The organism is Nocardia sp. NPDC059240, assembly GCF_042753865.1.
In the GTDB taxonomy this organism is placed as follows: Bacteria; Actinomycetota; Actinomycetes; order Mycobacteriales; family Mycobacteriaceae; genus Nocardia.
Window position 1 is genome coordinate 340,797 of record NZ_JBHZAC010000001.1, and the last position, 17,115, is coordinate 357,911.

17 protein-coding genes and 1 pseudogene are annotated in these 17,115 nt (G+C 66.2%); 10 read left to right on the plus strand and 8 right to left on the minus strand.

Translation table 11 applies throughout. The features are described 5' to 3' along the window. Window positions 1-12 precede the first annotated feature (12 nt). Window positions 13-828 carry a class I SAM-dependent methyltransferase gene (locus tag ACFXHA_RS01710; protein WP_379352092.1) on the plus strand — a complete coding sequence of 272 codons (816 nt, stop codon included), beginning with the start codon at window positions 13-15 and terminating at the stop codon, window positions 826-828. Window positions 829-896: 68 nt separating this feature from the next. Here ACFXHA_RS01710 and ACFXHA_RS01715 read toward each other — a convergent pair whose 3' ends face one another. From ACFXHA_RS01715 to ACFXHA_RS01725, 3 genes are all read right to left on the minus strand, one after another. Continuing rightward, entirely contained in the window at window positions 897-1,304 is a 408-nt protein-coding gene (locus tag ACFXHA_RS01715; RefSeq protein WP_379352093.1) for a DUF779 domain-containing protein, read from the minus strand. Between the two features lie 49 nt (window positions 1,305-1,353). Beyond that, window positions 1,354-2,871 (minus strand): aldehyde dehydrogenase, encoded by a 1,518-nt coding sequence (adh, locus tag ACFXHA_RS01720; RefSeq protein ID WP_379352094.1) that lies wholly within the window; start codon window positions 2,869-2,871, stop codon window positions 1,354-1,356. A 159-nt stretch (window positions 2,872-3,030) separates the two neighbouring features. Further along, window positions 3,031-4,254 (minus strand): transcriptional regulator, encoded by a 1,224-nt coding sequence (locus ACFXHA_RS01725; RefSeq protein ID WP_379352095.1) that lies wholly within the window; start codon window positions 4,252-4,254, stop codon window positions 3,031-3,033. A gap of 182 nt (window positions 4,255-4,436) precedes the next feature. Between ACFXHA_RS01725 and ACFXHA_RS01730 the strand changes: the two genes are divergently transcribed. Continuing rightward, a complete protein-coding gene (locus ACFXHA_RS01730) occupies window positions 4,437-5,333 on the plus strand; it encodes a TIGR03621 family F420-dependent LLM class oxidoreductase (RefSeq protein ID WP_379352096.1) in 897 nt (298 codons plus the stop codon). A gap of 51 nt (window positions 5,334-5,384) precedes the next feature. Here the strand turns inward: ACFXHA_RS01730 and ACFXHA_RS01735 are convergent, their stop codons facing one another. Both ACFXHA_RS01735 and ACFXHA_RS01740 read right to left on the minus strand, forming a co-directional pair. Beyond that, the gene (locus ACFXHA_RS01735) at window positions 5,385-5,837 is read right to left on the minus strand and encodes a nuclear transport factor 2 family protein (RefSeq protein WP_379352097.1); all 453 of its coding nucleotides are present in this window, start codon (window positions 5,835-5,837) and stop codon (window positions 5,385-5,387) included. 337 nt (window positions 5,838-6,174) lie between these two features. Continuing rightward, a pseudogene (locus ACFXHA_RS01740) lies at window positions 6,175-6,372 on the minus strand (hypothetical protein); the annotation flags it as partial. On the opposite strand from ACFXHA_RS01740, the gene ACFXHA_RS01745 reads away from it, so the two are divergent. The 6 genes from ACFXHA_RS01745 to ACFXHA_RS01770 all read left to right on the plus strand — a co-directional run bounded on the left by ACFXHA_RS01745 (window position 6,308) and on the right by ACFXHA_RS01770 (window position 10,541). After that, window positions 6,308-6,586 carry a helix-turn-helix domain-containing protein gene (locus ACFXHA_RS01745; RefSeq protein WP_379352098.1) on the plus strand — a complete coding sequence of 93 codons (279 nt, stop codon included), beginning with the start codon at window positions 6,308-6,310 and terminating at the stop codon, window positions 6,584-6,586. The pseudogene ACFXHA_RS01740 and the gene ACFXHA_RS01745 overlap by 65 nt on opposite strands. Further along, the gene (locus ACFXHA_RS01750; RefSeq protein WP_379353485.1) at window positions 6,499-6,693 is read left to right on the plus strand and encodes a hypothetical protein; all 195 of its coding nucleotides are present in this window, start codon (window positions 6,499-6,501) and stop codon (window positions 6,691-6,693) included. The genes ACFXHA_RS01745 and ACFXHA_RS01750 overlap by 88 nt, the downstream gene beginning before the upstream one ends. A 9-nt stretch (window positions 6,694-6,702) precedes the next feature. Continuing rightward, window positions 6,703-7,347 (plus strand): ATP-binding cassette domain-containing protein, encoded by a 645-nt coding sequence (locus tag ACFXHA_RS01755; protein ID WP_379352099.1) that lies wholly within the window; start codon window positions 6,703-6,705, stop codon window positions 7,345-7,347. A 2-nt stretch (window positions 7,348-7,349) separates the two neighbouring features. After that, window positions 7,350-8,126: an ABC transporter permease gene (locus ACFXHA_RS01760; RefSeq protein ID WP_379352100.1), complete on the plus strand. Its 777-nt coding sequence runs from the start codon at window positions 7,350-7,352 to the stop codon at window positions 8,124-8,126. A 118-nt stretch (window positions 8,127-8,244) separates the two neighbouring features. Continuing rightward, complete coding sequence (locus ACFXHA_RS01765) at window positions 8,245-9,225, plus strand: terpene synthase family protein (protein WP_379352101.1); 981 nt, start codon at window positions 8,245-8,247, stop codon at window positions 9,223-9,225. A 284-nt stretch (window positions 9,226-9,509) separates the two neighbouring features. Beyond that, window positions 9,510-10,541, plus strand: a complete 1,032-nt coding sequence (locus ACFXHA_RS01770; protein ID WP_379353403.1) for a polyprenyl synthetase family protein — start codon at window positions 9,510-9,512, stop codon at window positions 10,539-10,541. A 51-nt stretch (window positions 10,542-10,592) separates the two neighbouring features. On the opposite strand, the gene ACFXHA_RS01775 is transcribed toward ACFXHA_RS01770, so the two are convergent. Continuing rightward, a complete protein-coding gene (locus ACFXHA_RS01775; protein ID WP_379352102.1) occupies window positions 10,593-11,861 on the minus strand; it encodes an MFS transporter in 1,269 nt (422 codons plus the stop codon). A gap of 211 nt (window positions 11,862-12,072) precedes the next feature. On the opposite strand from ACFXHA_RS01775, the gene ACFXHA_RS01780 reads away from it, so the two are divergent. Beyond that, the gene (locus tag ACFXHA_RS01780; RefSeq protein WP_379352103.1) at window positions 12,073-13,671 is read left to right on the plus strand and encodes an MFS transporter; all 1,599 of its coding nucleotides are present in this window, start codon (window positions 12,073-12,075) and stop codon (window positions 13,669-13,671) included. Between the two features lie 78 nt (window positions 13,672-13,749). On the opposite strand, the gene ACFXHA_RS01785 is transcribed toward ACFXHA_RS01780, so the two are convergent. Then, a complete protein-coding gene (locus ACFXHA_RS01785) occupies window positions 13,750-14,403 on the minus strand; it encodes a class I SAM-dependent methyltransferase (protein ID WP_379352104.1) in 654 nt (217 codons plus the stop codon). Between the two features lie 86 nt (window positions 14,404-14,489). On the opposite strand from ACFXHA_RS01785, the gene ACFXHA_RS01790 reads away from it, so the two are divergent. Then, window positions 14,490-15,242, plus strand: coding sequence for a glutamine amidotransferase (locus tag ACFXHA_RS01790; protein ID WP_379352105.1), 753 nt, complete (start codon window positions 14,490-14,492; stop codon window positions 15,240-15,242). A gap of 376 nt (window positions 15,243-15,618) precedes the next feature. On the opposite strand, the gene ACFXHA_RS01795 is transcribed toward ACFXHA_RS01790, so the two are convergent. Beyond that, a complete protein-coding gene (locus ACFXHA_RS01795; RefSeq protein ID WP_379352106.1) occupies window positions 15,619-17,073 on the minus strand; it encodes a DUF222 domain-containing protein in 1,455 nt (484 codons plus the stop codon). Window positions 17,074-17,115 lie beyond the last annotated feature (42 nt).

The following is a 17,115-nucleotide window of genomic DNA, read 5'->3' on the forward strand; positions in this document are numbered from 1 at the left end:
AAGGGTGGTCGAATGCCGGAGAATCCGCTGGCCGCGCCGGGGGCGTGGGATCAGGTTGCCGAGGGGTATGACGCGGTTGTCTCGGAGATGATGCGGCCGTTCGCGATTCACGCGCTTGGCTTGGCCGAGCTGAGTCCGCGCGATCGGATCATCGACGTGGCCACCGGGACCGGGGTGCTCGCGCTGCTGGCCGCGCCCCGGGTTCGGGAAGTGGTGGCGGTCGATTTCGCGGCCGATATGATCCGGCGATTGCGGCTGGCCGTCATGCAGGGCGGCATCGGTAATGTGCTCACCGGCGTCGGGGACGGGCAGGAATTGCGCTATGCCGGTGATACTTTCGATGCGGCGTTCTCGATGTTCGGGGTGATGTTCTTTCCCGATCGCGGGCGAGGTTTCGCGGAGTTGTGCCGGGTCGTGCGGCCGGGCGGGACCGCGGTGGTGTCGAGCTGGGCTCCGATCACCGAGTCGCCGTTGATGACGCTGCTGTTCGAGGCGTTCCAGGCGGGCATTCCGGGGTTCCCCGCGCCGCGCTCGAATCCGGAGAGTCTCGAGAATCCGGACGTCTTCGAAAAGGAAATGCTCGCAGCGGGATTCGAGGATGTCGCGGTGCATGCGCACGCGGAGGCATTCAGTTACGACAGCGCCGAGCAGATGTGGGACAAGCTGACCCGGGGGAGTGCGCCGCTGCAGGCGACCCGGCGCAAGACCGACAAGGCCACGTGGGCCGCGCAGGAGAAGGTCATGATCGACTACCTGCGCGAGCATTACGTCCCGGGCACCGCATTGTCCACGATCGCCTGGATCGGGACGGGTCGCGTTCCGCGGTAAGGATTTTCAGCTCACGAAGTTTTGCGATGGCGCGGCCGACCCGGAGAAACCGGCCGCGCCACCTTCCTTCATCCGGCCAGCTCGTTGCCTCGGCGCGGAGCGGGAGCCGCTTCCAGCACCGCAGCCTCGGCATCGGTGAACAGGCGTGACCGGATGACGAATCGGACTCCCTCGGGGGCTTCGAGGGAGAAACCACCGCCGCGGCCGGGGACCACGTCGACGGTGAGATGGGTGTGGCGCCAGTATTCGAACTGGTCGGCGCTCATCCAGAACGCCGTATCCGGGAAGATGCGGCCGACCAAGACATCGGCCGCGCCGACCCGGAATTCACCGAGGGGATAACACATCGGGGAACTGCCGTCGCAGCAGCCGCCCGATTGATGGAACATCACCGGACCGTGGTGGTCGATGAGCCGTTGCAGCATGTCCGCCGCGGCTTCGGTAATGGTCACTCGGGTGACGGAACCTGCCTTCATCACGCTCCTCGCAGACTTGCGGCTCGTCTGATCTGGGAAGGGCTGGTGTTCAGTAGAATCCGAGCTTCTTTGCCGAGTAGGAGACGAGCAGATTCTTGGTCTGCTGGTAGTGGTCCAACATCATTCTGTGGTTCTCGCGGCCGATACCGGACTTCTTGTAACCGCCGAACGCCGCGTGCGCCGGGTAGGCGTGGAAGCAGTTGGTCCACACCCGGCCGGCCTTGATGGCCCGGCCCATCCGGTACGCGGTGTTCCCGTCGCGGCTCCAGACGCCCGCACCCAGTCCGTAGAGGGTGTCGTTGGCGATGGTGACCGCTTCGACCTCGTTGTCGAAGCGGGTCACCGCTACCACCGGACCGAAGATCTCCTCCTGGAAGATCCGCATGGTGTTGCGGCCCTCGAAGATCGTCGGCTCGATGTAGTACCCATTGGGGAAACCCTCCACCTTGCGCATCTCACCGCCGCTGAGCACCTTCGCGCCCTCTTTGCGGCCGATATCGATGTAGGAGAGGATCTTTTCGTACTGGTCGTTACTGGCCTGCGCGCCGATCATGGTGTTGATGTCGAGCGGATTGCCGCCCTTGATCGCCTTGGTGCGTTCGATGGCGAGGGCCATGAAGTCGTCGTAGATGGACGAGTGGATCAGCGCGCGCGACGGGCAGGTGCAGACCTCGCCCTGGTTGAGCGCGAACATCACGAAGCCCTCGACTGCCTTGTCCAGAAAGTCGTCGTCGTGGGCCATCACATCCGGGAAGAAGATGTTCGGGCTCTTGCCGCCCAACTCCAGGGTCACCGGGATGATGTTCTCGCTGGCGTACTGCATGATCAGGCGGCCGGTGGTGGTCTCGCCGGTGAAGGCGACCTTGGCCACCCGCGGGCTCGAGGCCAGCGGCTTGCCCGCTTCGACGCCGAATCCGTTGACCACGTTGACGACTCCGGGCGGCAACAGATCGGCGATGAGCTCGATGACCAGCAGCAGCGAGGCCGGGGTCTGCTCGGCGGGCTTGATCACCACGCAGTTGCCGGCCGCCAACGCGGGGGCCAGCTTCCAGGCGGCCATGAGGATCGGGAAGTTCCACGGAATGATCTGGCCGACCACGCCGAGCGGTTCGTGGAAGTGATAGGCGACGGTGTCGGCGTCGATCTCGGAGATGAAGCCTTCCTGTGCGCGCACCGCGCCGGCGAAGTAGCGGAAGTGATCGACCGCCAAAGGCAGGTCGGCGGCGAGGGTTTCGCGTACCGGCTTGCCGTTCTCCCAGGTCTCCGCGACGGCCAGCTGCTCCAGATTCGCCTCGATCCGGTCGGCGATCTTGTTGAGGATGTTGGCACGATCCGTCACCGCCGTGGCACCCCAGGCCTCGGCCGCCCGGTGCGCGGCCTCGAGCGCCATATCGATGTCCGCGGCACTCGAACGCGCTACTTCGCAGAAGGTTTCGCCGTCGATCGGCGAGGGATTGTCGAAGTATCTGCCTTCGATCGGCGCTTTCCAGTCACCACCGATGAAGTTGTCATAGCGGCGGTTGAAGCTGACGATGCTGCCGTCGGTGCCGGGTTTGGCATAGATCATGGCGCGGCTCCCCTGATCGCGTACTGCGGTGACGGGGGTCACTATGAACCGGGAAGGTTGGCGGGAGGTTGGCGTCCGGTTGGCGAAACGTTGCTAAGTCACTGCATGCCGACTCGGGCTGCAGGACAGGACAATCCGGACAGATTCGATACGTCGGATTCAGGCGTGCAGCGCGGTGTGCAGACGGCCCGTTGCCAGGGCGCGGCGGCTGTCGCCGTGCGGCAGCAGGCGCAGGGCGTGCTCGTGGATCTCGATATCGTCCGGGCAGCGCTGACCGAAGCGCAGCGCGTGCTCGGGATTGCGGTCGGCGAGCACGGCGGTGCGCAGGCAGACGTCGAGCTGCTCCCGCCACTGCACGATGCCCGGGACGTCGGAATCCGGCAGCAGCGGACCGCGATACACGCGCACGGCCGTGGTCAGGTCGCCGGCCTCGAGTGCGGCCAGCAGTTCCACGGCATCGCAGGCGAGGGGTTCGGTGAGCATGTAGCGACGGTCGGCGATCTGGCCGTCCGTGGCCGCACGCAGGCGTGAGACATCGGCTTTGAGGGTGCTCGACGACACCGACCGCTCACCATAGATGGCCTCGTGCAAGCGTTCCGGGGTGAAACCCTCCGGCTCGAGCGCCAGCAGCGTCAGAATCTCGATCTGGCGTGGGCGCATCGGGACCTGCTTGCCCGCCTTGTACAACCGCGGCACGCCCAGGGATTCCAACCGGGTGTGATTGGTCGGACGGGATTGTTCGAAGTGCACTCGGGCTTCGATGGCTGTCACCAGGGCTCGGACCGTTGTCAGGATGAGGGGGTGTGAGCGATCCCAGTAGGTTGATAGATCCAGCACCCCCAACTGACGGCCGTCGGCGGCCCGGATGGGCGCGCAGTAGCAGACCCAGCCGTGCAGCGCCTCCACGAGATGTTCTGCGGCCCAGACCGAGGTGGGCTGCCCGCTGTGTAGTGTCAGCGCCACGCCGCTGGTGCCCATGTACGGTTCGTCCCAGCAGCCGCCCGGGGCGAGATTGACGGACTCGGCCCGCCGCCGGACCGACCGGTCGCCACAGCTGAAGAGCACGGTCCCGGTGTCATCGGTGACCACCGCGACCATGCCGGAGTCCTCCGCCAGCGCCCGCAGCTCGCCCGCCATCTCGGTGATCGGGGTGCGCAGCGGGGATTCGGCCCAGCGCGAACCCAATTCGTCACGGTCGGTAGCGGGCGCGACGGCGCGGGCCGGATCGACCGTGCGCAACGAGCGCTCCCAGGACTCCACTACCTCGTGCCGCAACACCACCTCGGTGCTCGCGGCAGGGGCCGGTCCGGAGCCGGAAGTCCAGCGCGCCCATGCCTTCTCCAACTCCGCACGCTGATGCGCCGGGGCGGGCAGCTTCGTCATGGCGCAAACTCCTCGCGGTGCGACCGGACCGAGCGATATCCCATGATGGCGCGCGGTTCCGTCGCGCGGGCCGCATTCGCCGCAGTCCGTGCGTTAATTCATTCCGTGCGGGTTCGCAGTCTTCGCCGCACGCCGGTGCCGCGCCCTACGACGGTGCCGGATTCCACTGGTAGACAAGACTCATGGTCCTCCCTTTCCGGTTCGGCGTGAACCTCACGACGCCTGCCGCCCGCACCCAGTGGATCGAGAAATGCCGTCGCGCCGAGACTCTCGGCTACGACGTCATCGCCGTCCCGGACCATCTGGGGCTGCCCGCGCCGTTTCCGGCGCTCATGCTCGCCGCCGATGTCACCGAGCGGCCGCGGCTGACGACCTTCGTGCTGAATGCGCCCTTCTACAACCCGGTGCTGCTGGCCCGCGATGTCGCCGGACTCGATCAGTTCACCGGTGGACGGTTCGAGCTGGGACTCGGGTCCGGCTATGTGCGGGCCGAATTCGACGCGGCCGGAATACCGTTCCCCTCCGCGGGCGAGCGTGTGACACACCTCGAAAAGACGGTCGCGACGCTGCGCCGCCTGTTCGGGGATCCGGGCTACAAGCCGCAGCCGACACGGCCGGGCGGGCCACCGCTCATGATCGCCGGTTGGGGTGAACGGTCGCTCCGGCTGGCCGCCGAGCACGCCGATATCGTCGCCTTCACCGGCGCGGGCGCGGCCGAGAGCGGCCTGCTCACCTTCGCCGACGCGGAGACGAGCGCGAAGAAGACCGACTATGTGCGCGGGCTCCTCGCCGCTGCCGGTGGTGAGAACCGGGCCGGGGCCGTGGAATTCAATCTTCTCGTGCAGGGCATCGTCGCGCCGTCCGAGCGAGCGGCCGCGACCGCCTACCTCCCCAAACATCTGCCGTTCGACTTCAGCGGCGCGATCGAGGACCTGCCCGTCATCCTGATCGGCACGGCCGCCGAGATGGCCGACGCACTCCGCGAGCGCCGGGAACGCTTCGGCTTCAACTACATCAGCGTGCTCGAACACAATATGGACCGGCTCGCCCCGCTCATCGAACTTCTCCACGGGGAGTGACCCGGCGGCACAGGTTCGGGAGCAGTTCGTCGACGACCGGGAACTGTTCGATCAGCTGGTGGCCGTGGGCACGGCGTCGGGCGCGATGAACATGTAGCTCTTCTCCTCGACCCGTTGCTGGATCCGCCATTCTCCGTCCACCCGCTTGAAGGTGTCGTGGTACCACAGCCCGCACAGCATCAGCCGGCGGCTGCCGTCGCTGGAGGTGACCAGCATGGGGTTGTGGCACATGGTGCGCGCGGTGGCGTGATCGCCGTCCACCCGGATCGAGGAATTACTGATCATGTGCTGAAACGCCGAGAAATTGGGCATGACGGTGGCGAGGAATTTCTTGGTGGATTCCACGTCACCGGCGGGCCCGCCCATGGCGGTGTAGTCGATGTGAGCGTCAGTGGTGAAGAGTTCGTCCAGCAACTCCCACTGGTGGGTATCCACGGCGTGGGAATACCGGACCATGAGGTCCTCGATTTCCAAGCGGTCCGAAATCTCCTGCAGGGAAAGCATGGTGCCTCCGAGTCGTGCCGATATCTGTTCAGGGACGGTGCGCCAGCGTACGACGACCCGGGCTTTGATCTTGCCATTTCCGAAAACTATGGGGATGCAATGGATCTCGTTCGGACCGGTCCGTCAGTGCATTACCCCGGAAACGGGGTCGTTCCAGGTCACGCAATCCGGTCGCCGACCCGGTAATCCTCGGCCGTGATGGTCCGCGCCACCTTCTGGGCGCACCACCGATCAGACCGCGCCACGGCAGATACGGCAGCAGCTTCACATTCAGATTGCGGAAGGCGATCATGGCCTTGCCGCTCGGGGCGTACCAGCCGCCGACGCCTTCGGCGAACTTCTGACAGGCCTCGGTGGCGGTGCCCAGCACATCGATGGCCTGTCCACCGGGCCGCAGGGTGGGTGACTTCTCGACAATCGTCGGCTCGAATCCGTAGCGCTTCAACCAGAAAGCGAGGGCGGGGCCGGCGATGCTCGCACCGGAGATCAGGACCTTCTGGGAGCTCGCCGGCGCCCGAGAGTGCCTGTTCGGCAAGGGCTATGCCCGCACCACCGTGCGGGATATCGCGACCGCGTCCGGGGTCAGCATGGCCGCCGTCGGGCACCACTTCGGATCCAAGGAGGCGTTGCTGACCGCCGCGCTCGGCGAGGCCACCCGGGAGTGGGGCTGGCGCGGCTGTTCGACGGCACCGACGAGGACGACCCGGAGACGGGCCGGACGGTCGGAGCCCTCTACCAGGCGCTGCTGATCGGCCTCGCCGCACAATCGCTGATCGACCCCGAAACCGCGCCCACCGGGGCCGAACTCGCGGAGGGGCTACGGCGGGTCGGCGGGCTGCCGACGGCGTCCGCCTAGAGTAAGCCCGTGCCCAGCATTGTCTTGGATCGAGTGAGCCTCGGACACGGGGGGACGTCGGTGCTGACGGACGTCGAGGCGACGTTCGCGAGTGACCGGTGCACTGCCGTGGTCGGACCGAGCGGGGCTGGCAAGACGACCTTGCTGCGGCTGTTGAATCGGTTCGGGGAACCCGACAATGGGCGGGTGCTGTTCGACGGCGCACCGGTCACCGAGATGGATGTGCTGGCATTGCGGCGGCGGGTGGGGCTGGTGCCACAGCGGCCGGTGTTGCTCACCGACACGGTGGGGGAGGAAGTCGTGGTCGGGCGGGCCGTGAGCGCCGAGCGGGTCGACGAGTTGCTCGGGGCGGTCGGGTTGCCGGACGGCTTCGCGGCACGGCGTTGCGGCGAGCTGTCCGGCGGTGAGGCGCAACGGGTTTGCCTGGCTCGGGCGCTGGCGGTCGGGCCGGAGGTGCTGCTGCTGGACGAGCCGACGTCGGCGCTCGACGGGGCGTCGGCGGTGGCGATCGGCGAATTGATTCGCGCGCACGTCGGTGCGGGCGGGAGTGTGGTGCTGGTCAGCCATGATCCGGGATTCGTGGCCCAGGTGTCGGATGAGGTGTGGACGTTGGCGGGTGGGCGGCTCACCCGGGGTGCGGAAGCGGGGAAGTAGCTATGACGCAGGGGCTTTCGGTTCCGGACTGGGCGGGCGTCGGGGCATCGCTGATTTTGGTCGCGTTGGCGGCGGTGATCGCGTACCGGCAGCAACTGCATTTGACGCGGGAGTTGCTGATCGCGTCGGCGCGGGCTGGGGTGCAGCTCGTTGCCGTGGGGGCGATTCTGTTGATTCTGTTCCGGCACACGGGGTTACCGGGGGCGCTGGGCTGGGTGGTGATGATGGTTGTCATCGCCGGGCAGGTGGCGGGGCGGCGGGGGGCCGGGTTGCCGTATGCGCAGCGGTCGGCGACGATCGGGGTGGCGTTCGGGGCTTCGATCACGTTGGGGTCGTTGATTGTGCTGGGGATTATTTCGACGCAGGCTCGGGTGGTGGTACCGGTGGGTGGGATGATCGTGTCGTCGGCGATGCAGTCGACGGGGATCGCGTTGCGGCGGTTGGTGGAGGATGCGCGGCGGGCTCGGGATGCGGTGGAAGCGCGGCTGGCGCTGGGACTTTCGGCGCATCAGGCGTTTCTGCCCAATCAGCGGTCGGCGTTGCGGACGGCATTGATTCCGGCGATCGACTCGACCAAGGTGGTCGGTCTGATCAGTCTGCCGGGGGCGATGACGGGATTGATTCTGGCGGGCGTGGATCCGCTCACGGCCATCCGCTACCAGATCGTGGTGATGTACATGCTGCTTGCCGCGACGACGCTGGCCGCGCTGGCGGCGACCCGGGTGGCCGAGCGGACGCTCTTCGACGGGGCGCAACGGCTTGTCCCGCTACCGAATTGACGACCGACCAGCCCGCAGAATCCTAATGAGTGAGATTTCAGATGCGAGCACAACCGTCCGAAATGCCGTTATCGCTACGATGTCCCCGATACGATGGCCGGGGGATAGGTAGTTTCGTATGGAAGCACTCGACATCTTCATGCCGTTCGATGCCGCAGGGCTCAACCCCGCGGAATCCGAAGCCGAAGCGGGCGTGTGGTCCTGGTTACGGGCCTACGACCTGATCCCGACCGAGCCCACGCGCCGACGTATGGAGCGTACTCGGCCGCACCGCATGTACGCGCTGTGGTGCCCGCACGCGGGCGCGGCGGAGCTGACCTTGCTGAGTCAGTACACCGCCTGGGCGTTCACGGTGGATGATCAGTTCGATATCGAAATCCCCGATCCCCGGCGGTGTTTGACGGCGATCACCGCCATCGAGGCCGTACTGGACGGCATTTCAACGCCTTCCGGGGTCCTGGCGATCGCCTTCGCAGACCTCTGGAAGCGACTGTGCGCCGACCGCTCGACGGCCTGGCGCGAATGCGTGCGCGGCGAGATCCGCGACTGGCTCTGGACCTACTACACCGAAAGCGTGGGACGGCTCTCGGGCGATCTGCCCGACCTCGAGACCTACCGCGCACATCGGCGAAACGGGGTGGCACTGTACATATTTCTGGACATCAGCGAACGCGCCGAGGGCGTCGACCTGCCCACCGCGGCCCGCAACCTGCCCGCCATGCGCGGGCTGCGCGAAGCCGCCGTCGAGCATATGGGACTGTTCAACGATGTGATCTCGGTCGACTCCGACGAGGCGTCGGGCTACCTGTACAACTCGGTGCTGCTCGCGCAATTCCATTACGGGCACAACCGAGCTCAGGCTCAGCAACTCGTCAACGAGATGCTCTCGGACTGTGTGCGGCGCGTGCTCGACGCCGTCGAACGGCTGCCGACCGAGCTGACCGATGCCGGTATCACCGGCCGCGAGCGCGCGGACATCCTGGCCACCGCCCGGAATTACACCGTCTACATGCGCGCGAACCACGATTACCACTATCAGGCGGCCCGCTACATGAGCGCACCCGTGGAAGCGCTCGAGCACGGACTGCCACTTACCTGAAGAAACGAAACCTGCCGCCGTTGCCGAACTGGAATCCGCAGGCAACCCCCAGGTTTCGGGTTGTGATGGGACTATGAGCTTCTTCTAAGCATGGCTGCCGAGCTTCCCACCAGGTGGCTGTGGCATCCGTGTCCGAGAGAGCGGGGCCGATTATGCGAGCGTCGAAACCGATCAAATTCACCGTCGGACAACATCTCGAGGGCAGACGGCGGTGGGGGTTGTCGCGCCCCGTCGCGGCCGCCCTGGCCGGGCATGACGAAACCTGTGCCCGCGCCACCGAATCCATCTCCCGCCCCCTCGACGCTCCGACCGAACGAAGAGCCCGCCGCCGCCTGACCGAGGCCAGATCCGCGATCGAACCGGTACTGAGATCCGCGGTCGGCTCCCTCGCCGACCCCTTGGACACGATGGCCGGCTACCACTTCGGCTGGTGTGATCCCGACGGCGTGGAGATCGCGGGTGTCCAGGGCAAGGCGCTACGCCCGGCGCTGACCTTCGCCGCCGCCACCGCCTGCGGGGGTGACGTCACTACCGCGGTGTACGCCGCCGCCGCGGTCGAACTGCTGCACAACTTCTCGCTCGTCCACGACGATGTCATGGACACCGACCCGTTCCGCCACGGCCGCCCGACCGTGTGGCGGGTTTGGGGCGAGACCAATGCAACCCTGCTCGGCGACGCGCTGCAGGCTCTCGCGCTCGGCGTACTGTGCGACGGCGCGCCCGAAAGTGTTGCCTCCGAGGCGGTCATTCGCCTGTCCCGGGCCACGGTGACATTGTGCCGGGGACAATACGAGGACTGCGCCTTCGAAACCCGGCCCACCGTCACTGTCGACGAGTACCTCACCATGGCCTCCGGTAAAACCGGCGCGCTGCTGGGTTGCGCTTGCGCGCTGGGTGCGTTGTGCGCGGGAGCCGATCACCGGGTGGTGTCCGCAATGCACACCTTCGGCACCGAACTGGGGCTGGTGTTCCAACTGGTCGACGATTTCATCGACATCTGGGGCGACCCGGAGATCACCGGAAAACCGGCCCACAGCGACCTGATTCACCGCAAACAGTCGTTCCCGGTGGTGTGCGCGCTCGAATCCGAGACCGCGGCCGGCCGGGATCTGGCCCGCCTCTACCAGTCTCGCCATCCCATGACGGCGGCCCGGGCAGCGCGGGCGGCCGACATGATCGAGCAGGCCGGTGGTCGCCAGTGCACGCTGCACCGTGCCTCGACGGCCTTGGACGCGGCGTTCGAGGCGCTACCGGACGAGGGCGTCGCCACCGATCTGGCCGCCCTCGCCCAGCTGGTCGCACACCGGGATCACTGAGACCCCGGGATCACCGAGCGCACAAGCGGTTTCGCCGCTCGCACCGGGACGTCACCCCGACGTCACCGGTGCGGTCGTCGGACTGTCGGCGCTGCCGAACCGAATCCCCTTGGCCTCCTTGCCGATCGAGGTGAGGATGGCGACGGCCAGGAACACCGGGACCGCCGTCACCGCCAGCGCGAAGGGATAGCCGTGCGATTCGGCCAGCCGTTCCTGGATCGGCAGGTTGAGCGAGGCCAGCAGATTGCCGAGCTGATACGTGACGCCGGGGTAGAAGCCACGGATGGCGTCGGGCGACATCTCGGTGAGGTGCGCGGGGATGACTCCCCACGCGCCCTGCACGGCCACCTGGATCAGGAATGAGCCCAGGCAGAGCATGGCGGCGGTGTGGGAGTAGGCCCACAGCGGCACGATCGGCAGGCCCAGCAGTGCGCAGAAGATGATGGTGTAGCGGCGGCCGTACTTCTGCGAGAGGCTGCCGAAGACCAGGCCGCCGATGATCGCGCCGATGTTGTAGATGACCGCGATCCACTTGGCGGCGACCGTGGACAGCCCCGCGCCGCCGTGCTGGGTGGCGGACAGGAATGTCGGGTACACGTCCTGGGTGCCGTGGCTCATCCAGTTGAACGCGGTCATGAGGATCACCAGGTAGATGAACCGGCGCACGATCGCGGGGTTGGTGATGATGTCGCGGAACGAGGTTCGCGTCGACTTCAGCCGCTCCCGGGTGGATTCCCAGACCTCCGACTCGCGCACGCGTGCCCGCAGAATCAGGATGATCAGGGCCGGGATGATCGACAGCGCGAACAGCCAGCGCCACGACAGGCCGAGCCAGTTGCTGACCAGCAGTGAAGCGAGAGACGCGAGCAGATAGCCGAAGGAGTAGCCCTCCTGCAGCAGCCCGGAGAAGAACCCGCGGCGTTCGGCGGGGATCTTCTCCATGGCCAGTGCCGCGCCCAATCCCCATTCACCGCCCATGCCGATGCCGTAGATCATGCGCAGGATCACCAGCACGGTGAAGTTCGGCGCGAACGCGCACATGAAGCCGACCACCGAATACAGCGCGACATCCACCATGAGTGGGATGCGCCGTCCGATCCGGTCGGCCCACAACCCGAATATCAGCGCGCCCACCGGCCGCATGATGAGCGTGGCCGTCGTGATGAAAGCGACCTCGCTCTTCTGCATGTGGAAGCTCTTCGCGATGTCGGCGTAGACGAACACCACGAGGAAATAGTCGAAGGCGTCCATGGTCCAGCCGAGCTGCGCGGCGATGAACGAGTTGCGTTGGTCTGGGGTGAGTCGGGTGCGTATCGCCATGATGCTGCGATCCTGTCCTCGGGAAACCGAACCGGCTGCGCTCGGCGGCGAAAACCCGACCGGTCCCCACCCGGCACAGCAAGACAACCAATACTGCGCGCCCGATCCTGATCCCTGTGCGGATTTGCGGCAATTCCATGATCAGCGCAGGTGGTTCGGCCCGTCGCGAACGAGCGCGCCGATACCGAGGCAGGCCCGTACGCTCTCACGAATGAGTACGGCCTCCGCCGCGGCGACATCTCCGTGGACACCCTTGCGCATCAATACCTTTCGCGCATTGTGGATCGCGTCGATCGCGTCCAACATCGGATCGTGGATGCATCTGGTCAGCGCGTCCTGGCTGATGACCACGTTGACCGGTTCCGCGGCACTGGTGGCGCTCCTGTCCACCGCGAGCGCATTGCCCAGCTTCGCGCTGGCCCTGCCCGCCGGAGCGCTGGCCGACATCCTGGATCGGCGGCGACTGATTCTGTTCACGCAGGCGTGGCAGCTGGTGGTGGCCGTGCTGCTCGGCGCACTCACGTTGGCGCACAGCATGAATCCCGCACTGCTGCTGACAGGGACCTTGCTGTTGGGCGTCGGCGCGACGCTGGGCATGCCCGCCTTCAGCTCGATCACGCCGGAACTGGTGCCGACGTCGGAGTTGCCCGCGGCGATCAGCCTCAACTCGGTGGCCATGACAGCCTCGCAGGCGATCGGTCCGGCCATCGGTGGTGTGCTGGTGGCGGTGGTCGGATCCGGAGGCGTTTTCCTGCTGAATGCCGCGTCATTCCTGGGAGTGCTTGCGGTGGTGTACATCTGGCGACGCAAACCCACGGCAAGTAACCTCCCGCCCGAGCATTTGACCACCGCGATTCGCACGGGTCTGCGCTATGTCGCCAATGCGCCGGAATTGCGTGCAGTACTGATCCGCGCCGCAGGGTTCGTGTTCTGTTACGCCGCATTGCCGTCGCTGCTGGCCGTGGTCACGCGCGTCCGGTTACATCAGACGGCCTCGACCTACGGTCTGCTGCTTGCGGTGCTCGGGGTTGGCGGGGTGTGTGGTGCGCTCACCCTGCCACGGATCCGCAAACGCTTCTCGCCCGATCGCATCGCGCTGGTCTTCAGCCTGGTCTACGCGGCATGCCTGTTGATTCTTGCCCAGTTGACCGCCTTTCCGCCGGCATTGCCGGTGTTGTTCATAGCTGGAATGGCGGGTATGGGTGTCATGTCGACGCTGAACATCGGCGCACAGTCGGTGCTGCCCAGCTGGATTCGCGGACGTGGCCTGGCGGTGTTCCAGTTGGTGTTCCAGCTCGGGTTCGCCATCAGCGCCGCCGGATGGGGTGCGGTGGCCAGCGGTGCGGGGCTACCTGTGGCGCTCACAGCGGCCGGTCTCGCGCTCGCGGCGCAGACGATGCTCGGAATTTGGTTCCGGCTCTCGGCGGCCGAACTGGTCGACGTCCAGTCGGCGCACGTGCTCGAACCGTATGTCCCGATCACGTTGGCCCCCGACGACGGGCCGATCATGCTCACCGTCGAATACCGCATCCCGGGCGAGAGCCTGCCGGAGTTCCATGCGGCCATCCCGGACCTGCGCCGGTCACGCCGCCGTGACGGTGCCATGCACTGGGCGATGTACTCCGATCCGAGCGATCCGGGCAAGCACGTCGAGACGTTCATCAGCCCGTCGTGGGTGGAACACGAGCGGCTCAGTGAGCGCACCACTGGAACAGATGCGGTTGCGGTGCAGCGGATTCGGGCGTTGCACGTCGGGGCCGAGGATCCGACGCTACGCGCCCTGGTGAGTGATCGGGTGCATCGGGACTGAAAACAAAAGTACCTGTAACCGGCGGTTACAGGTACCTTGGCTTTTCGAAAATAAACTGATGAGGTAGCCGGGATTCTATCAGAGCCGACGGATGCGTGCCATCCAGGCCGCGACATCCACCAGCCCGGACTCGGAGACCTCGAGCTCGGCCGCCTGACCGGCATTCAACACGGTGACCCGACCACGGTAGCGAGTGGGTTCCAGACGCTCCAATTCCCAGCCGTCGCTGAAGGATTCGCGGATCACCGTGTCGCTGATGCGCGGGCCGAGGCCGGGTTCGGTGTCCGAGAGAGCGAGAACGTGCACCACGCCACCGGGCTTGCAGACCGCGTGCAGGCTGCGGACGTAGGCGGCGCGGGCCTCCGGGACGGTACCGAAAACGTGGAACAGGGCGCTGTCGACGACGGTGTCGAAGGCGGCGATGTAGTCGGCGTCGTCGCAGAGGGTCAGGGCGTCGGCGACCTGGAAGCGGACGTTGGGGACATCGTGAGATTCGGCATTGGCTCGGGCGTAATCGATTGCGCTGGGGGAGAAGTCGAGGCCGAGCACGTCGTAGCCGAGGGCGGTCAACATGATGGTGTGTTCGCCCGCACCACAGCCCGGCTCGAGTACCCGGCCACGGATCTCGCCGGCGCGCTCGAGGGCCACGATCGCCGGTTGAGGTTCGCCGATGATCCAGGGCGCGGTGTCTTCGTCATAGACGGTGTTCCAGAAATCTGCCGGTCGAGTCATGATTCCAGCCTGCAACCTCGAGCCCACTCGAGGTCAATCCCCCGATTGATGTCAACCCGGGCAGGCGGAGCATCGACAATGTGGGGATGCCCCAGTCTTGTCTGCTGTTGCAGCTGCGACCCGAGCAAGCGGCCTCCGATCAGGAGTACCAGGCGATCCTCGACGCAGGCGGACTATCCGCCGCCGAAGTGACGCGCGTCGAGATGAATCACGGCATGCCGGATATCGACCTCGAGGATCACTGGGCGGTCATCGTCGGGGGCGGGCCGAGCAATATCAGTTATCCCGAGGAGAAGAAGTACGACTATCAGCGGGTGTTCGAGCCGAAGCTGAAGAAGCTGCTCATCGAGGTGGTGCGGCGGGACTTTCCGTATCTCGGGGCGTGCTACGGGTTGAGCATGTTGGCGGAGGCGCTGGGTGGGCGGGTCAGTACCGAACGCTACGGTGAGACGGCGGGCGCGACGACCATTGAGCTCACCGAGAATGCCGTGAAAGACACACTGCTGCATGGGCTTCCGGAGTCGTTCCGGGCGTTCGTGGGGCATAAGGAGTCGTGCCAGGATGTCCCGCCGGGTGCGGTGTTGCTGGCTCGCTCGGAAGCTTGCCCGGTGCAGGGGATTCGGGTTGGCGAGCACGTCTACGCCACACAGTTCCATCCGGAACTCGACGGTCATGGGCTGGCGTTGCGGATTGAAATCTATCGTCACGAAGGCTATTTCGATCCCAGCGAGGCGGATTCGCTGACCGAGCTCGGGCATCGGGAGAACATCACTGTGCCGCAGGAGATTCTGCGGCGGTTCGTTGCGCGGTATCGACCCGCTGGAAAGAGCGAAAGATAAAGAGACAAAAGAAGAAAAGATAAGGACGCCTGGAGGAGGGGTTGGGAGGTGGCTGGGTTGGGCTCGCCGGGTGGCGGTACCAGCCGGGTCACCGTCCGGGAGGCTCGTCGTCGCGGGGTTTTCGCCGAGTGGCACATTTCGGAGGGGTTTTGGGTGAATTGTCCGCTGAAATGTGCCACTCGGCGGCGAGGAGGGTGTCTTGTGTCGTTGTTGTGTTGTCTTGTTTTGTCTTTGAAGGTGATGCGTGCAGTCCATGGGCTGGGATCGGTGGGTGGCGGCTGGCGGCTCGGCGTCAGCCCAGGTGCGGTAGGGCAGGCGACGTGCCCCCACTTCGTCGTTTGTCCTGCGCACGCCCGGGACGCAGGAGCGGCCCGGGTCAGGCCGCGCGGGGACCCCACTCCCGGCAGCGTGCGGCGATGCTAGTGGCGACCAGCGGTCCGACGTGATGTTTCTCGTTGACGTGCGGCGTGCGCGACGGGTCGATCGCCTTGGGCGCGATCCAGCCGACGCGGCCGCGATGCGGCGAATCCTTGCCCAGCATCACGGTTTTCCAACCGGTCGGGCCGTCGTTGACCAGGGCGTGGTGGTGATCGCACACCAACGTCAAATTGTCCAAGTCGGTCGGCCCGTTGTTGGCCCAATCGTTCACGTGGTGCACCGCGCACATGCTCGGTGGCGCATCGCAATCCGGATGCGTGCAGCCCTTGTCGCGGGCCACCAGGGCGATGCGCTGGCCGGGGCTGGCGAGGCGGGGGCCGCGCCCGAGGAACAGCGGGATCCCGTCGGAATCCAACACCGCGACATACGGCTTGGTTCCAGCGGCCATCTTCAACGCTTCGCTGATGGAGACGTGCCCGCCGGTGGCGGTGGTCGCGATGCCGGTGCCGCGTTCCATGTCCGCGACGTCGATGGTGAACAGCACACCGACGGGCAGGCCACGGTGAGAACCGAGCTTGCTCGGGTCGAGGCCGGGCTGCAGCAGGGCGGCGAACGCGTCGTGGGTGCGCTGCCCGGCGTCGCGGCGGTCGCGGCGCGCGGCGGCCTCGAGTACGTCGGAATCGACCACGGGCGTAGTGACGGTGGGGGAGTCGACGTCCTCGGGGTTGCACATGCCGGGCCGGGCGAACTTGGCCAGGAACCCGTCGAGCAACGCGCGCAGTTGCGGGGTCAGCCAGCCTTCGATCCAGCTCATCCCGTCCACGCCCGGGCGGCCCAGGATGATCCCACGCCGGCGACGGCGGTCGGCGTCGCTGAAGACGGTGCCGTCAGGGTCGACGCGGGCCATGATCTCGCGGCCGATCTTGGGCAGGTCGTCGGGAAACAAACCCGCACACGACTTCTCGACCAACAACGCCTCCGCCTCCGCACGCGCTTCGGTGGGGATGTCGCCGGGCAGGTGCGTCATGATGTCGACGATGTTGCGGGCGTGATCGCGTGAGATCTCACCCGACTGCAACGCGTCGGCGGTGGCTTCCAACGCGGCGGGGCGCAGGTGTCCGGTCGGTTCGGTGAATTCCGCGCACTGCCGGGTGATCCTCACCCGCACCGACGCGTCGTGCGCGGACAGGCCGAGGGTGTGACGCAGGAACGGGATCAGCTTGCCCGCACCCGAGGTCTCCGGCAGCGAGCGGTCCGAGACCTCCACGATCAGTTTCGAATCCAGCGCCGACAGTTTCCGCTTGCAGGTCTCCAGTTGCTGCATCAACGCCACCACCTCGGCGTCGGAGAACCCGGTCAGCGAGGCATGGGCGAGGGTGGCCGTGAGGGATTCGACCACGGCCGCCAGATCGGCGATGCCGCAGTCATCGAATGTCACTCCCTTCGAACCCATGTGCTAATTGTATCAATCAATTCGCCACAGCAGAACCGAATT

Coding starts and splice junctions, on each gene's coding strand:
- ACFXHA_RS01710 (WP_379352092.1), top strand. CDS start 13: ATGCCGGAGAATCCGCTGGCCGCGCCGGGGGCGTGGGATCAGGTTGCC.
- ACFXHA_RS01715 (WP_379352093.1), bottom strand. CDS start 1,304: ATGAAGGCAGGTTCCGTCACCCGAGTGACCATTACCGAAGCCGCGGCG.
- adh (WP_379352094.1), bottom strand. CDS start 2,871: ATGATCTATGCCAAACCCGGCACCGACGGCAGCATCGTCAGCTTCAAC.
- ACFXHA_RS01725 (WP_379352095.1), bottom strand. CDS start 4,254: ATGACGAAGCTGCCCGCCCCGGCGCATCAGCGTGCGGAGTTGGAGAAG.
- ACFXHA_RS01730 (WP_379352096.1), top strand. CDS start 4,437: ATGGTCCTCCCTTTCCGGTTCGGCGTGAACCTCACGACGCCTGCCGCC.
- ACFXHA_RS01735 (WP_379352097.1), bottom strand. CDS start 5,837: ATGCTTTCCCTGCAGGAGATTTCGGACCGCTTGGAAATCGAGGACCTC.
- ACFXHA_RS01745 (WP_379352098.1), top strand. CDS start 6,308: ATGCTCGCACCGGAGATCAGGACCTTCTGGGAGCTCGCCGGCGCCCGA.
- ACFXHA_RS01760 (WP_379352100.1), top strand. CDS start 7,350: ATGACGCAGGGGCTTTCGGTTCCGGACTGGGCGGGCGTCGGGGCATCG.
- ACFXHA_RS01765 (WP_379352101.1), top strand. CDS start 8,245: ATGGAAGCACTCGACATCTTCATGCCGTTCGATGCCGCAGGGCTCAAC.
- ACFXHA_RS01775 (WP_379352102.1), bottom strand. CDS start 11,861: ATGGCGATACGCACCCGACTCACCCCAGACCAACGCAACTCGTTCATC.
- ACFXHA_RS01780 (WP_379352103.1), top strand. CDS start 12,073: ATGAGTACGGCCTCCGCCGCGGCGACATCTCCGTGGACACCCTTGCGC.
- ACFXHA_RS01785 (WP_379352104.1), bottom strand. CDS start 14,403: ATGACTCGACCGGCAGATTTCTGGAACACCGTCTATGACGAAGACACC.
- ACFXHA_RS01790 (WP_379352105.1), top strand. CDS start 14,490: ATGCCCCAGTCTTGTCTGCTGTTGCAGCTGCGACCCGAGCAAGCGGCC.
- ACFXHA_RS01795 (WP_379352106.1), bottom strand. CDS start 17,073: ATGGGTTCGAAGGGAGTGACATTCGATGACTGCGGCATCGCCGATCTG.